Source organism: Roseomonas sp. E05 (assembly GCF_030063475.1).
Classification (GTDB): Bacteria; Pseudomonadota; Alphaproteobacteria; order Acetobacterales; family Acetobacteraceae; genus Pseudoroseomonas.
This window is the reverse complement of the sequence record NZ_JASIRT010000014.1, coordinates 57,706-71,889: the sequence shown is the minus strand read 5'-3', so window position 1 is coordinate 71,889 and position 14,184 is coordinate 57,706. Positions and strand designations below refer to the sequence as shown.

The window sequence follows — 14,184 nt, the reverse complement described above, 5'->3', positions numbered from 1 at the left end:
TTGCCTGCCTTTGCGGGAGGAGAGGAGTGGCTCCCGGCGGGCGGCGGCTTACTACCTTACGCGCCGGGGGCCGTCTAGTCCCCCAACCGCAGGGCCGCAGTCTTTCAGGCTCACGCGCGCGCGGCGTCCTGCAGGTGCAGGCCTGGCGTCACGGTGCCGTTCCAGCTCTCCGCGCGCAGGGTGCCTGCCAGATGCACGGGCGCGCCGCCGCTGCCGAGCAGCACGTCGGCCAGCGGCCCTTCCTTGGCGCGGAAGCAGATGGCCTTCAGCCGCCCTCCCCCTTCCCCCTCGATGAAGGCACGCACCGTGTTGCCCTCCTTGCCGACGCGGTCGGCACGGACGATCCGCACGCGGGGAAAGGCGAAGGCAGGCTCCTCGTTGCCCGGCCCGAAAGGGCCGAGGCGCGCGATCTGGGTGGCCAGATCCGCGCTGGCGGCTGGCACGAGCAGGGTTCCGTCCAGCACCAGCTCGGCGCTGGCCGGCAGGGCAGCGGCATGGGCCAGACGCTCGTTCAGGAAGGCGTGGCAGGCCTCGCGATTTTCCAGGCGGAAGGAGAAGCCGGCGGCCATCGCATGCCCTCCTCCGGTCTCCAGCAGGCCGGACTGGCGCGCCGCGATGATCGCCGCCCCGAGATCCACGCCCGGCACCGAGCGCCCGGAGCCTTTCGCCAGCCCCCCGTCAACGCCGGCCACGCAGACAGGGCGGTTGAACCGCTCCTTCACCCGGCCGGCGACGATGCCGACCACGCCGGGGTGCCAGCCGTCGCCGCAGACCAGCAGCACCGGATGCCCCGCCTCGGACTGCGCCTGCGCCTGGGCGAAGGCCTCCGCGAGCACGGCGCTCTCCACCTCCTGGCGGCGGCGGTTCACCACGTCCAGGCGCTCGGCGATGGCCCGCGCTTCGATCGGGTCGTCGCAGGTCAGCAGCCGCAGCCCGAGGTCCGGCTCGCCGATGCGGCCCGAGGCGTTGATGCGCGGCCCGAGCAGGAAGCCGAGGGTATAGGCGGAGGGTGCATCGCGCGCCTGCACCACCTCCAGCAGGGCGGCGATGCCCACGCGCCCGCCGCGCGCCATCACCTTCAGGCCCTGGGCAACGAAGGCACGGTTCAACCCGGTCAGCGGCATGACGTCGCAGACCGTGGCCAGCGCCACCAGGTCCAGGAAATCCAGCAGGTTCGGCTCGGGCCGGTCGCTGAAGAATCCGGATCGGCGCAGCACCCGCAGCGTCGCCACGGCGGCCATGAAGCTGACCGCGGCCGCGCAGAGATTCCGCAGGCCGGAGGTGCAGTCGAGCCGGTTCGGGTTCACCGCCGCGGCCACGACCGGCACCGGCCCCTCGGCCTTGTGGTGGTCCAGCACCACCACCTCGGCGCGCCCTTCCGCGGCTTTCAGCGCCTCATGCGCCGCGATGCCGCAGTCCACGCAGACGACCAGCCCCGCTCCCTCGGCGCAAAGCGCGGCAATGGCGGTAGCGTTCGGGCCATAGCCCTCCTTCAGGCGATCCGGCACATAGGCGCGAACATGGCAGCCCAGGTCGCGCAGGAAGCGCGTCATGAGCGCGCCGGCACAGGCGCCGTCCACGTCGTAGTCGCCGAAGACCGCCACCTGCTCCCGGTCGCGCACGGCCTGCGCCAGCCGCTCCGCGGCGCGATCCATGTCGATCAGCACGCAGGGATCGGGCAGCAGGGCGCGCAGCGTGGGCTCCAGGAAGAGCTGGGCCTGCTCTGGCGCGACCCCGCGCGCCGAGAGCAGATGGCCGAGCAGTTCCGGCAGCGCCAGGCGCTGCGCAATGGCCAGTCCGGCCCGCGCATCCGCCTGGCGCCAGGTCCAGCGGCGGCCCAGCGCCGAGCAGGCGACGCCGAGAACCGGCGCCGCCTGCTCCGGAAGTGCCGCTGCCAGCGCCTCAGGCAATGAAGGCGCTCGGCTTCAGCGCGAAGTTGTGGTGGCCCTCGATGTAGCGCACGGTGCCGGTCTTGCTGCGCATGATGATCGAGTGGGTGTAAGCGGTGGTGCCGCTGCGGCGCACGCCGTGCAGCATCGGGCCGCCCGTCACGCCGGTCGCGGCGAACATGACGTCGCCCTTCGCCATGTCCGTGACGCTGAGCTTCTTGTACGGATCGCTGAGGCCCATCTCCCTGGCGCGGGCGATCTGCGTGTCATCCTCGTACATCAGGCGACCCTGCATCTGGCCGCCGATGCAGCGCAGCGCCGCCGCCGCCAGCACGCCCTCGGGCGCACCGCCGGAGCCGAGATAGAGGTCCACGCCCGTGCTCGGCTGCGAGACGGCGATGACGCCGGCGACATCGCCATCCGGGATCAGCATGATGCGCGCGCCGGCCTCGCGGCAGGCCTTGATAATGTCCTTGTGGCGGTCGCGGCCGAGGATGCAGACGACGAGGTCGTTGATCTCCACCTTCTTGGCCTTGGCCAGCTCGCGCAGGTTCTCGCCCGGGGTGGCGTCGATGTCGACCACGCCCACCGGCAGGTTCGGGCCGACGGCGATCTTGTTCATGTAGATGTCGGGCGCGTGCAGGAAGCCGCCCTTCTCCGCCACGGCGAGCGTCGCGATCGAGTTCGGCCCGCCGGTGGCGCAGATGTTGGTGCCCTCCAGCGGATCGACGGCGATGTCCACCTCGGCGCCGCCGGCGCCGATCTTCTCGCCGATGTAGAGCATCGGCGCCTCGTCCATCTCGCCCTCGCCGATGACGACGGTGCCGCTGATGTCGATCGTGTCGAAGGCCTTGCGCATGGCGTCCACCGCCGCGCCATCGGCGGCGTTCTTGTCGCCGCGGCCGATCCAGCTGCTGGCGGCCAGCGCCGCCGCCTCGGTGACGCGCACCAGTTCGAGGGCGAGGTTCCGATCAACGGGTGTGGTGTCGCGACGCATGAGAGGCTCCTGTTCTTCCCGGATGCGGGAGGCGGTGAAAACCGTCCCGCTAACGCTCGTCAGAGGGATTCGATGCGGATCAGGGCGGGCGGTTCGAGCACCGCCTCCAGCGCCGCGATCCGCGTCAGCGCGTCGCGCATCGCCGCCTCCTGGCAGCCATGCGTGGTCAGCACCACCGGCACCGCCTCCCCCGGCGCGCGGCCGCGCTGGATCATGGATTCCAGGCTGATGCCGTGGTCGCGCAGCACGCCGGTGACGTCGGCGATGACGCCGGGGCGGTCGAGCACCATCAGGCGCAGGTAATAGGCGCCATGATGGCTCGCCATCGGCAGGGCCGGCACGGCGGAGAGCGCGGAATGCGCCGCGCCCCAGACCGGCGTGTGGCGCTCGCGGGCGATGTCGATCAGGTCGGCCACCACGGCGCTGGCGGTCGGCCCCGCCCCTGCCCCGCGCCCTTCCAGCACCACGCGGCCGACGAAGTCGCCCTCCGCCACCACGGCGTTGAACACGCCGTCCACGCGGGCGATGGGATGGCTGGCCGGCACCATGCAGGGATGCACCCGCGCGGCGACGCCGGCCTCCTCCTGCTGCGCGATGCCGAGCAGCTTGATGCGGTAGCCCAGCTCCTCGGCGAGCGCGATGTCGAGCGCGGTGATGTTGCGGATGCCCTCCACATGCACCGCCTCGAACTCGACCGGACGGCCGAAGGCCAGCGCGGCGAGGATGGCCAGCTTGTGCGCCGCGTCCACGCCGTCGATGTCGAAGGAAGGATCGGCCTCCGCATAGCCCAGGCGCTGCGCCTCGGCGAGCACGTCGCCGAACTCGCGCTTCTGGTCGCGCATGCAGGTCAGGATGTAGTTGCAGGTGCCGTTCAGGATGCCGGTCACGCGGCCGATGCGGTTGGCCGCCAGCCCCTCGCGCAGCGCCTTGATGGCGGGGATGCCGCCGGCCACCGCCGCCTCGAAGGCCAGCGTCACGCCCGCCGCCTCGGCCTGCTGCGCCAGCGCGGCGCCATGTAGGGCGAGCAGCGCCTTGTTCGCCGTCACCACCGGGCGGCCGGCGGCCAGCGCCGCCTCCACCGTGCCGCGCGCCGGGCCGCCGCTGCCGCCGATCAGCTCCACCACCACGTCGGCGCGGGCCTCGGCGGCCATGGCCACCGGGTCCTCGTACCAGCGCAGCCCCTCCAGCGAGACACCGCGATCCCGGTTGCGGTCGCGCGCGGCGACGGCGGTGACGACGATGGGCCGCCCGGCACGGGCGGCGATCAGCTCGGCATTGTCGCGCAGCAGGGTCAGCACGCCGGCGCCGACCGTACCCAGGCCGGCGACCGCGACGGAAAGCGGACGGGTCATTCTTTCACCAGTTCAGCGGAAGCCTGCGGCGCCGGCTCGCTGGCCGGGCCGCCCCCAATGGGACCACCATTATCGGTGGCGAGGAAGCTGCGGATGCCGCGCAGGGCCTGCCGGATGCGCTGGGTGTTCTCCACCATGGCGATGCGCACATGGCCGTCGCCATGCTCGCCGAAGCCGATGCCCGGCGCCACCGCCACCTTCGCGCGGGCGAGCAGCAGCTTGCTGAACTCGACGCTGCCGAGATCGCGGAAGCGCGGCGGGATGGGCGCCCAGACGAACATGCCGGCATCCGGCACCGGCACGTCCCAGCCGGCCTGCTTCAGCCCCTTCACCAGCACGTCCCGCCGCTCGCGATAGAGCTTGCGCATCGCCTCGATGCAGTCCTGCGGCCCGTTCAGCGCGGCGGCGGAGGCCACCTGGATCGGCGTGAAGGCGCCGTAGTCGAGATAGGACTTCACCCGCGTCAGCGCGGCGATCAGCTTCGGGTTGCCGGCGGCGAAGCCCATCCGCCAGCCCGCCATGTTGTAGGTCTTGGACATGGAGGTGAACTCGACCGCCACCTCCTTCGCCCCCGGCACCTGCAGGATCGAGGGGGGCACCTTGTCGCCGTAGTACAGCTCGGCATAGGCGAGGTCGGAGAGGACGTAGATCTCGTGCCGGCGGGCGAAGGCGACGATCTCGCGGTAGAAGTCGAGATCCGCCATCAGCCCGGTCGGGTTGGAGGGGTAGTTGACGATCAGCGCCGTCGGCTTCGGCACGGAATGGCGCACCGCGCGCTCCAGGGCGCGCAGCATCTCCTCGTCCGGCGCGTGCGGCACCGAGCGCACCGAGGCGCCGGCGATGATGAAGCCGAACTGGTGGATCGGATAGCTCGGATTGGGCACCAGGATGGTGTCGCCCGGCGAGGTGATGGCGGCGGCCAGGTTGGCCAGCCCTTCCTTGGAGCCGAGGGTGGCGACGATTTCCGTCTCCGGGTCCAGCTTCACCTCGAAGCGACGAGCATAGTAGCCGGCGAGCGCCCGGCGCAGGCCGGGAATGCCCTTGCTGGCCGAGTAGCCGTGGGTGTCCGGGTTCTGCACCGCCTCGATCAGCTTCGCCACGATATGCGGCGGCGTCGGGCTGTCGGGGTTGCCCATGCCGAGATCCACGATGTCCTCGGCCGCGGCGCGGGCCTTCGCCTTCGCCTGGTTCACCTCGGCGAAGACATAGGGCGGCAGGCGGCGGATGCGGTGGAATTCCTCGGTCATGGCGAGAGGTCCGTGAAAACTGGCGCGGAAAGGATAGAGCAGATCGGCCGCTGGCGGAATCGGAACGGCGGCCGGGGCAGGACTTACAGCCGCGGCGGCGGCGGCGCCAGGAATTCGGCGGGCGGAGGCGCGGGCGGGGCACCGGGATCGGCCGGCAGCTCCGGCGCGGCACCGGGCGCCTCGCCGGGCGGAGCGGCCATCGGCGCCTCCGGGCGCAGCCGCGGCGCAGCGGCCAGATGCGGGGCCGCGGGCGGCCGCAGCGGCACCTGCCCGGCACTTTCGGCGCCGGCCGGGGGCGGCGGCAGCGCTCCGCCGGGCGTGACCGGCTCCCGCGAGGCAGCCCGGGCAGCGGCCAGGCTACGGGTCAGTGCCTCCCGTTCCGAGGGGGCGCCACGCGGCGGCGCCGGCGGCACCGAGGCAAGGTTGGGGTAGGGTTCGCCGGAGCCGGGCGGCGGCGGGCGCCCGTCCAGCGGCGTGCCGAAGGCCCGGTCGAGGAAGCGGGCCGGCGCCTCGGCCGCGCCGACACAGCCAGCGAGCAGGAACAATGCGCCGCAGGCAAGGCCGCAACGCGCCGCCTCGGCTTGAAGCCCCCAGATCCGGCCTTTACCTTGTCGAATGCCTCGACCGGCGCGCTGTTCCATGGTCCGTCCTCTTCTCGCCCCGCCCAGGGCATTAGCCCGAAAGCCAGGCCGGGCGGAAGGTCGCCGTCGCGGATCGGGAGGCGCAGCTCGGGGGCAACAAGAAGGCGCCGCAGGCGCGGAGGGACGCATGACCACGGAAGACACCCCCCCGGATGCCGGCGCATTCCGCCTGCCCGATCCGAACCTGGTGTCCCGCACCATGGCCGACGTGGCCGAGCGCGGGCAGCGCATCGTGGCGGACTTCCTGAAGCGGCAGGCCCAGACCGGCCCCGATGGCGGCACCGTTGGCGCCGACCCGATGCAGATCGGCAGCGCCTTCATGGACATGGCGGCGCGGCTGATGGCCAACCCGGCGCGGCTGGTGGAGGCGCAGCTCGGCTTCTGGCAGGACTACCTGACGCTCTGGCAGAACACCGCCCGCCGGATGTGGGGCGACGAGGAGGTGAGGCCCGTCATCGCCGAGGACCCGAAGGACCGCCGCTTCAAGCACGAGGCCTGGCGCGAGAACGAGGTGTTCGACTTCATCAAGCAGTCCTACCTGCTCTCGGCGCGCTACTTCACCAATGTCGCCCGCGCCGCCGAGGACCTCGACCCCAAGACGGCGCAGAAGGTCGATTTCTACACGCGGCAGTTCGTGGACGCCATGAGCCCCTCGAACTTCCTCATGACCAACCCCGAGGTGCTGCGCAAGACGGCCGAGAGCGGCGGCGAGAACCTGCTGCGCGGCTTGCAGAACCTGCTCTCCGATCTGGAGCGCGGCAAGGGCAAGCTGCGCATCCGCATGACCGACGAGACGAAGTTCCGCATCGGCGAGAACATCGCCGTCACGCCGGGCAAGGTGGTCTACCAGAACGAGCTGATGCAGCTCATCCAGTACGCGCCCGCCACCGGGACGGTGCTGAAGCGGCCGCTGCTGATCATCCCGCCCTGGATCAACAAGTTCTACATCCTCGACCTCAGGCCGAAGAACAGCTTCATCCGCTGGGCGGTCGCGCAGGGCCACACGGTCTTCGTCATCTCCTGGGTGAACCCGGACGAGACGCTCGCGCAGAAGAGCTTCGAGGACTACATGCTCGAAGGTCCCTACGCCGCGCTGGACGCCATCCAGAAGGCGACCGGCGAGAAGGGGGTGAACGTCATCGGCTACTGCCTCGGCGGCACGCTGCTCGCCTGCACCCTGGCGCATATGGCGGCGAAGCGCGATGCGCGCGTCAAGTCCGCCACCTTCTTCACCACCATGGTGGATTTCGCCGAGGCCGGCGAGCTGTCGGTCTTCATCGACGAGGAGCAGCTGCAGTCGCTCGAGGAGCGGATGCAGAAGCGCGGCTACCTCGAAGGCCACGAGATGGCCACCACCTTCAACATGCTCCGCGCCAACGACCTGATCTGGTCCTTCGTGGTGCAGAACTACCTGCTGGGGCAGGAGCCCTTCCCCTTCGACCTGCTCTACTGGAACGACGACAGCACCCGCATGCCGGCGGCCATGCACAGCTTCTACCTGCGCCGCATGTACCAGCAGAATGACCTGGTGAAGCCCGGCGCCATCACCCTCGCCGGCGTGCCGCTGGATGTGCGCAAGATCAAGGTGCCGGCCTATATCCTCTCGACGCGCGAGGACCATATCGCGCCGTGGAAGAGCACCTATCGCACGACGCAGCTCTTCCAGGGACCCGTACGCTTCGTGCTGGCGGCCTCGGGGCATATCGCGGGCGTGGCGAACCCGCCGGAATCCGGCAAGTACAGCCACTGGGTCTCGGAGGAGGTGCCGGCCGAGCCGGAGACCTGGTTCGCCGGCGCCACCGAGATGGCCGGTTCCTGGTGGCCGGACTGGCACCGCTGGGTCAGCGGCCTCGACCGGACGCAGGTGCCGGCGCGCGAGCCGGGGAGCGGCGCGCTGCCCGCCATCGAGGATGCGCCCGGCAGCTATGTGAAGGTGATGGCGAGCGACTGATGACGCGGCGCACAATGGCGCCATGACCGACTCCATTGCGCCTGTTCAGGCCAGCCGCTCGCGAGGGCGGCTGGAACTGATCCTGATCCTCGGCTCGCTCACCGCCTTCGCGCCGCTGGCGACCGACATGTATCTCCCCGCCCTGCCTGCCATCCAGCAGACGCTGGCGACCAGCCCTGCCGCCGTGCAGGGCACGCTGGCCGCCTTCTTTCTCGCTTTCGCGCTCGGCCAGGCGGCGCATGGGCCGCTTTCCGACCGCTTCGGCCGCCGCCCGCCGCTGTTCGCCGGCCTGCTGCTCTTCGTGGCCGCCAGCTTCGGCTGCGCGGTCACCGGCACCGTCGAGTGGCTGATCCTGCTGCGCTTCCTTCAAGGCCTCGGCGCCAGCGCCGGCATGGTGATCGCCCGCGCGGTGGTGCGCGACCGCTTCCCGCCCCAGGAGGGCGCCAGTCTGCTCTCGACGCTGATGCTGGTCTCCGGCGTGGCGCCGATGCTGGCGCCGCTGCTGGGCGGAGCGCTGCTGCAGGGCTTCGGTTGGCGCGCCATCTTCTGGGTGCTGGCGGGCTTCGGCACGCTGGCGCTTGGCCTGGCCCTGCTGCGCCTGCCGGAAACCCACCCACCCCAGCCCGACCGCCCGCTGCGCTTCACCTCCGTGCTGCGCGGTTACCTCGCCCTGGCCACGGACCGGCGCTTCATCTGGCCGGCACTGACCGGCAGCCTCAGCATTGCCGGCATGTTCGCCTATATCACCGGCAGCCCCTTCGTCTTCATCGAGCTGCTCGGGGTGCCGGCGGAGCATTTCGGCTGGATCTTCGGCGCGAACGCCATGGGCCTGATCCTGGCGGCGCAGGTCAATGCCAGGCTGGTGCGCCGGCTGAGCACGGCGCGGGTGATGGGCGCGGCGGCCTGGGTGCAGTCGCTCGCCGGCCTCGCCCTTCTGGTGCTCGCCGCCATCGGGGGCGGCTTCTGGGCCCTGCTGCCGCCGCTCTTCCTGTTCCTGGCCTGCGTCGGCTTCATCATGCCGAACAGCGTCGCCATCGCCATGATGCCCTTCGGCGACCGGGCGGGCGCCGCCTCGGCGCTGATCGGCGTGCTGCAATTCGTGCTGGCCGCCATCGCCGCCACCGCCGTGGCGAGCTGGCATGCCGCCAGCGGCGTGCCGATGGCCCTGCCCATCGCGGTCTGCGGCCTGGCGAGTCTGGTGGTGCAGCAGGGTCTGCTGCACCGGAAGGCAGCCTGAGCGGCCAGGCCTCCCGAAGTGAAAAAGGGCCGGGAGACTTGCATCCCCCGGCCCCCTCTCAGATCCTCAGCGCCCGCTGTCGCGGAAGTCGGCGTTGCGCCAGCCGCGATCCTTCCGCTCGGGCATGCCGCCGCGCGGCGGCATGCTGCCCCGGCCGGCGCCCTGCGGGCGCCCCTGCCCCTGTGGCCGGCCCGCAGCACCTTGCGGGCGCGCGCCACGGCCGCGTGGCGCGGGCTTCGGCGCCCCGGCCGCGGCTTCGGCACGGGCGGCCTCGCTGCGGCGGTCCTCGGCGGGGATCCGCATGGCGATCAGCTTCTCGACCGCCTTCAGCTTCGCCAGCTCGTCCGGCGCGCAGAAGGCGACCGCCTCGCCGCTCGCTCCGGCGCGGGCCGTGCGGCCGATGCGGTGGACATAGGCCTCCGGCGTGTCCGGCAGGTCGAACTGGAAGACATGCGTCACGCCATCCACATCGATGCCGCGGGAGGCGATGTCGGTTGCCACCAGGATCGGCGCGCGGCCGTTGCGGAACTCCGCCAGCGCCCGCTCGCGCTGCCCCTGCGAGCGGTCGCCGTGGATCGCATGGGCGTTGATGCCCTCGGCCACCAGATGCTTGGCCACCCGGTCGGCGCCATGCTTCGTCCGCGCGAAGACCAGCGCACGGCCGATCGCCGGGTCGCGCAGCATCTCGGCGAGGAGCACGCGCTTGCGGCTGGCGTCGATATGGATCAGCCGCTGCTCGACGCGCTCGGCAGTGGAAGCCACCGGCGTGACCGAGACCTTCGCGGGGTCCTGCAGCAGCTCGTTGGCGATCTTGGCGATCTCGGTGGGCATGGTGGCGCTGAAGAACAGCGTCTGCCGGTTCTTCGACATCATCCCCGTCAGCTTGCGGATGGCGGGCCAGAAGCCACGGTCCAGCATCTGGTCGGCCTCGTCCAGCACCAGCACCTCGACCGTCTGCAGGCGGGCGGCGCCGGCCTGGATGTGATCGAGCAGCCGGCCCGGCGTGGCCACCAGGATGTCCACGCCGCGCGCCAGCGCCTGGATCTGCGGCCGCGCGCCGACACCGCCGAAGATCACGGTGGAGGTCAGGCCGATATGCCGGCCATAGGCGCGGATGCTGTCGTGGATCTGCGAGGCCAGCTCGCGCGTGGGCGAGAGGATCAGCGCCCGGCAGCCGCCGCGCGGCGCCTGCGCCCGGCGTGCGGCGAGGTGGTGCAGCAGCGGCAGCGCGAAGGCCGCGGTCTTGCCGGTGCCGGTCTGGGCGATGCCCAGAAGGTCCCGCCCCTGCAGCACCAGCGGAATGGCCTGGGCCTGGATCGGGGTCGGGGTGGTGTAGCCTTCGTCGGCGAGCGCGCGCAGCAGCGGCTCGGCCAGGCCAAGGGCGTTGAAGTCGGTCATTGAACACATCCGAGGTTCGGCGCCGGCCATGCGGCCGCACCGGTTGAGGGGCTCAGGACGCCCCGCGTGGATGGGTCGTACCGAAACACAGGAAAGCCGGGGCCTTGTCGCCCGGGGCCCTGGCCAGGGCTTGCCACCGCTTCGAGCGGGGCGAGCCTTCACGCAACCAGGGCACGGCCGGCAGCCTGTGGGTGCCGGCGAAGCTCATATGCGCGCCCGCCGCGCATGACGCAAGTGCGAACACATGCTGTTCGCACGTTGCTGCCCCGGGCGCCCTGCGGCCGCGCGAACAAAAACGGCCGGGGTGTCGCCACCCCGGCCGCGCATCGACATGGGCTCGGGCCGTCAGGCGGCGAGCGGCGTGTCCTTCTCGCCCTCCAGCACCGGCTGCGGGTGCGGCTGCGCATTGGCGATGGCGATGCGGCGAGGCTTGAGGGCCTCGGGCACCTGCCGCTTCAGCGCGACATGCAGCAGACCGTTGGAGAGCTCCGCACCCTCGACCTGGATATGGTCGGCCAGGACGAAGCGGCGCTCGAAGGCACGGCCGGCGATGCCGCGATACAGGAAGCGGCGCTCCTGCTCGGGCTGCTGGCTGGCCTTGCCGGTGACCAGCAGGACGTTGTCCTGCATCATGATCTCGAGGTCCTCCGGCGCGAAGCCGGCCACGGCCATGGTCAGGACGTAGGAGTCCTCGGCGGTCCTCTCGATGTTGTAGGGAGGGTAGGCAGGGCCTTCCGCCGCGGAGCGGGCGGTGTCCATCAGCCGCGTCAGGCGGTCGAAGCCGATGGCGGAGCGGAACAGCGGATCAAACGTGTTCATGGTCCAGGAGCCTCCTTGGGCAAGCAAGGTCCGTTGTGCGGCGGTCCGGCGCTTCCAGGCCCCCATCTGGGCGACCCATCGCAACCCGACCACACCGGCGGCCCCGATAGCCGGGCACCGCTGGCAGGCCCTGAAATGGAAAGCGCCGCCCCCCGGTTCAAGGGGGGGCGGCGCCACTTCGCGTCCGGTTCTCGCGCGGCCTTCTCAGGCCTTCTTGCGCGCGCCGATGCCGGCGAACCTCTTGTTGAACTTGGCGATCTGGCCACCGGTGTCGATGATGCGCTGCTGGCCGGTCCAGGCCGGATGGGACTTCGGATCGATGTCCAGCCGGAGGGTGTCACCTTCCTTGCCCATGCAGGACTTGGTCTTGTAGGTGGTCCCATCCGTCATGATGATGGTGATCTCGTGGTAGTCCGGGTGGATATCGGGCTTCATGGCGCACTTTTCTCTGCTGGAGCAGCCGATGCCGACCGGCCGCACGGAAGCGCCGCTTCTAGCCGCCAGGGCCTTGCGGCGCAACCGTTGATGCCTGCCTCAGGCGGCCTTGACGCCGGAGAGGAAGGGCTTCGCCTCGGCGCCGAGGCGCCCGGACTGGCGGGACAGCTCGCCGGCCGCATGCAGCACGCCGCCCGCCGGAGGCATCGCCCCCCCTCGGGGGCGGGCGGGGCGCGCCCGCGCGCAGTCGGAGCTTGCGAACGATTCAGGGCGCGGAATGCCCGGTGTGGCGACCGTGCGCCCCCCGGCCTGACGCGCAGGCGGCCGGGCGCGGCCGCGGACCCGCGGCCGGAGGGGGGCGATTGACCCGGCCGCGCCGATCCACGACCTTGCGCCCCAGGCCGGAGCCGCCGGCCGGGATCATGCAGCAACGGGAAGGAAACCCATGCGACTCCAGGGCAAGATCGCGCTCGTCACCGGCGCGGCCTCCGGCTTCGGCCAGGGCATCGCGGAGCGGTTCGCGAAGGAGGGCGCCCGGGTGGTGGTGGCCGACCTGAACAAGGCGGGCGCCGAGAGCGTGGCGAAGGCCATCGGCAACGGCGCCATCGCCGTCAGCGGCGACGTCTCCAAGGGCCCGGACGTGGAGGCCATGGTGCAGGCCGCGCAGGACGCCTTCGGCGGCCTCGACGTCGTGGTGAACAATGCCGGCACCACCCACAGGAACGGCCCGATCCTGAACGTGGACGAGGCGACCTTCGACAAGGTCTATGCCGTCAACGTCAAGTCCATCTACTGGATGACCCAGGCGGCGCTGCCGGTGCTCCGCAAGCAGGGGCGCGGCGGCTCGATCATCAACATCTCCTCCACGGCCGGTCTCCGGCCGCGGCCGGGCCTGGTCTGGTACAACGGCACCAAGGGCGCGGTGAACACCATCACCCAGGCGATGGCGCTGGAGCTGGCGCCCGAGAACATCCGGGTCAACGCCATCTGCCCGGTGATGGGCGCCACCGCCCTGCTGACCGACTTCATGGGCACCGAGGACACGCCGGAGAACCGCGCGCGCTTCGTCGGCACCATCCCGCTCGGCCGCATGTCCACGCCGCACGACATCGCCAATGCCTGCGTCTGGCTGGCCGAGGACCAGACCAGCTTCATCACCGGCGTGCTGCTGCCGGTGGATGGCGGCCGCACCGCCTGACCCAGGGCGGCCCGCCGGCGACGGCGGGTGCCCTTCCCGGGCCGTGCGTTATTCCGAGGCCGGGGCGAAGCGCGTCCAGCCCGGCACCTGCGCCGTCAGGTTGACCTCGCGCCATTTCGGGTGGCGCGGCGGCTGCAGCAGCTCGGGGAACTTGCTGCGGAAGCGCTCCAGGAAGCGCACCACCTTGGCATAGCGCTCGGTGCCCGGCTTCCAGGCATAGACGGCCAGGACGGCGCCCACCGCCACGGTCTGCACCGGCCCGTCCTCCGGCACCAGGGCGGGATAGTCGGCGTTCCGGATGGAGGCCGGCAGATAGGTCTCCAGCAAAGCCGGGACGAGCGGCAGCGAGAGCAGGTGCAGATCCTCCTCCGCGCGCACCCCGGAGAACAGGCGGGCCGGCTTGCCGGCGACGTAGACGAGCGCGGCGATATCCCCTCGCCGCAACCGCTCCAGCGCCGTGTCCTGCGGCGTGTAGACCGGCCGGATCTCCACGCCGAGCGCACTGAAGATGAGCGCGGCCGTCATCGCGGTGCCGCTGCCGCGCAGGTCCACATTCACCGGCTGGCCGGCGAGATCCTCGACGCGTTCGATGTCGCGCCGGGCAAGGATGTGCACCTCCTCGTCATAGAGCTTGGTGATGTACTGCACGAGCTGGCCGACGCCGGGATAGAGCCGCTCCCGCGTCGCCGCCGCCAGTACATCGGACTGCACGATGGCGAGGTCGATGCCGCGCAGGTAGAGCAGGTCGGAAATGTTCTGCAGCGATCCCTTGCCGACGACCGGCAGCACGCGCAGGTGGTCGCCCTCGTCGAGCACGGCGGCCAGGTCGGCGGCGATGCGGATATAGGTGCCGTCCACTCCGCCGGAGATCACGCCCACCGTGCCGGCATTCGCATCCCGTGTCATCTCCGCCATGCTGCGGCGGGCGCCCTGCGCGAGGGCCGCCGGGCTGGCCAGCAGGCCGGCCGCGCCGGCCAGCAGGGCGGCGCGCCGGCCGATGGAAAGCTCCGTCATCCTTGT

12 protein-coding genes are annotated in these 14,184 nt (G+C 71.3%); 3 read left to right on the top strand and 9 right to left on the bottom strand.

The window, feature by feature from the left end:
• Positions 1-110: 110 nt before the first annotated feature.
• The 5 genes from recJ to QMO56_RS15305 form a co-directional block, all read right to left on the bottom strand.
• On the bottom strand, positions 111-1,910 hold the full coding sequence (gene recJ / locus QMO56_RS15325; protein WP_283526998.1) for a single-stranded-DNA-specific exonuclease RecJ: 1,800 nt from the start codon (positions 1,908-1,910) through the stop codon (positions 111-113).
• A complete protein-coding gene (glpX, locus tag QMO56_RS15320) occupies positions 1,903-2,886 on the bottom strand; it encodes a class II fructose-bisphosphatase (RefSeq protein WP_283526996.1) in 984 nt (327 codons plus the stop codon). The genes recJ and glpX overlap by 8 nt, the downstream gene beginning before the upstream one ends.
• Before the next feature lie 59 nt (positions 2,887-2,945).
• A complete protein-coding gene (locus tag QMO56_RS15315) occupies positions 2,946-4,238 on the bottom strand; it encodes a homoserine dehydrogenase (RefSeq protein WP_283526994.1) in 1,293 nt (430 codons plus the stop codon).
• Positions 4,235-5,485, bottom strand: a complete 1,251-nt coding sequence (locus tag QMO56_RS15310) for an LL-diaminopimelate aminotransferase (RefSeq protein WP_283526993.1) — start codon at positions 5,483-5,485, stop codon at positions 4,235-4,237. Before QMO56_RS15310 ends, QMO56_RS15315 begins: the two co-directional genes overlap by 4 nt.
• An 83-nt stretch (positions 5,486-5,568) precedes the next feature.
• Entirely contained in the window at positions 5,569-6,030 is a 462-nt protein-coding gene (locus QMO56_RS15305; protein ID WP_283526992.1) for a hypothetical protein, read from the bottom strand.
• Positions 6,031-6,253: 223 nt separating this feature from the next.
• On the opposite strand from QMO56_RS15305, the gene QMO56_RS15300 reads away from it, so the two are divergent.
• Together QMO56_RS15300 and QMO56_RS15295 are read left to right on the top strand one after the other, a co-directional pair.
• Positions 6,254-8,077, top strand: coding sequence for an alpha/beta hydrolase (locus QMO56_RS15300; RefSeq protein ID WP_283526991.1), 1,824 nt, complete (start codon positions 6,254-6,256; stop codon positions 8,075-8,077).
• A gap of 22 nt (positions 8,078-8,099) precedes the next feature.
• On the top strand, positions 8,100-9,314 hold the full coding sequence (locus QMO56_RS15295) for a Bcr/CflA family multidrug efflux MFS transporter (protein WP_283526990.1): 1,215 nt from the start codon (positions 8,100-8,102) through the stop codon (positions 9,312-9,314).
• Positions 9,315-9,380: 66 nt separating this feature from the next.
• Here the strand turns inward: QMO56_RS15295 and QMO56_RS15290 are convergent, their stop codons facing one another.
• The 3 genes from QMO56_RS15290 to rpmE all read right to left on the bottom strand — a co-directional run bounded on the left by QMO56_RS15290 (position 9,381) and on the right by rpmE (position 11,966).
• The gene (locus QMO56_RS15290) at positions 9,381-10,712 is read right to left on the bottom strand and encodes a DEAD/DEAH box helicase (protein WP_283526989.1); all 1,332 of its coding nucleotides are present in this window, start codon (positions 10,710-10,712) and stop codon (positions 9,381-9,383) included.
• A gap of 345 nt (positions 10,713-11,057) precedes the next feature.
• Entirely contained in the window at positions 11,058-11,531 is a 474-nt protein-coding gene (locus QMO56_RS15285; RefSeq protein ID WP_283526988.1) for an Hsp20 family protein, read from the bottom strand.
• Between the two features lie 204 nt (positions 11,532-11,735).
• Entirely contained in the window at positions 11,736-11,966 is a 231-nt protein-coding gene (gene rpmE / locus QMO56_RS15280; protein ID WP_283526987.1) for a 50S ribosomal protein L31, read from the bottom strand.
• Between the two features lie 445 nt (positions 11,967-12,411).
• Between rpmE and QMO56_RS15275 the strand changes: the two genes are divergently transcribed.
• Positions 12,412-13,164: a glucose 1-dehydrogenase gene (locus tag QMO56_RS15275; protein WP_283526986.1), complete on the top strand. Its 753-nt coding sequence runs from the start codon at positions 12,412-12,414 to the stop codon at positions 13,162-13,164.
• Positions 13,165-13,212: 48 nt separating this feature from the next.
• On the opposite strand, the gene QMO56_RS15270 is transcribed toward QMO56_RS15275, so the two are convergent.
• Positions 13,213-14,178 carry a TAXI family TRAP transporter solute-binding subunit gene (locus QMO56_RS15270; protein ID WP_283526985.1) on the bottom strand — a complete coding sequence of 322 codons (966 nt, stop codon included), beginning with the start codon at positions 14,176-14,178 and terminating at the stop codon, positions 13,213-13,215.
• Positions 14,179-14,184: the final 6 nt, after the last annotated feature.

Bases quoted from the DNA above. Each gene is read 5' to 3' on its own strand.
- QMO56_RS15270 (WP_283526985.1), bottom strand. From the start codon at position 14,178: ATGACGGAGCTTTCCATCGGCCGGCGCGCCGCCCTGCTGGCCGGCGCG.
- QMO56_RS15315 (WP_283526994.1), bottom strand. From the start codon at position 4,238: ATGACCCGTCCGCTTTCCGTCGCGGTCGCCGGCCTGGGTACGGTCGGC.
- glpX (WP_283526996.1), bottom strand. From the start codon at position 2,886: ATGCGTCGCGACACCACACCCGTTGATCGGAACCTCGCCCTCGAACTG.
- QMO56_RS15275 (WP_283526986.1), top strand. From the start codon at position 12,412: ATGCGACTCCAGGGCAAGATCGCGCTCGTCACCGGCGCGGCCTCCGGC.
- rpmE (WP_283526987.1), bottom strand. From the start codon at position 11,966: ATGAAGCCCGATATCCACCCGGACTACCACGAGATCACCATCATCATG.
- QMO56_RS15290 (WP_283526989.1), bottom strand. From the start codon at position 10,712: ATGACCGACTTCAACGCCCTTGGCCTGGCCGAGCCGCTGCTGCGCGCG.
- QMO56_RS15310 (WP_283526993.1), bottom strand. From the start codon at position 5,485: ATGACCGAGGAATTCCACCGCATCCGCCGCCTGCCGCCCTATGTCTTC.
- QMO56_RS15295 (WP_283526990.1), top strand. From the start codon at position 8,100: ATGACCGACTCCATTGCGCCTGTTCAGGCCAGCCGCTCGCGAGGGCGG.
- QMO56_RS15285 (WP_283526988.1), bottom strand. From the start codon at position 11,531: ATGAACACGTTTGATCCGCTGTTCCGCTCCGCCATCGGCTTCGACCGC.
- QMO56_RS15300 (WP_283526991.1), top strand. From the start codon at position 6,254: ATGACCACGGAAGACACCCCCCCGGATGCCGGCGCATTCCGCCTGCCC.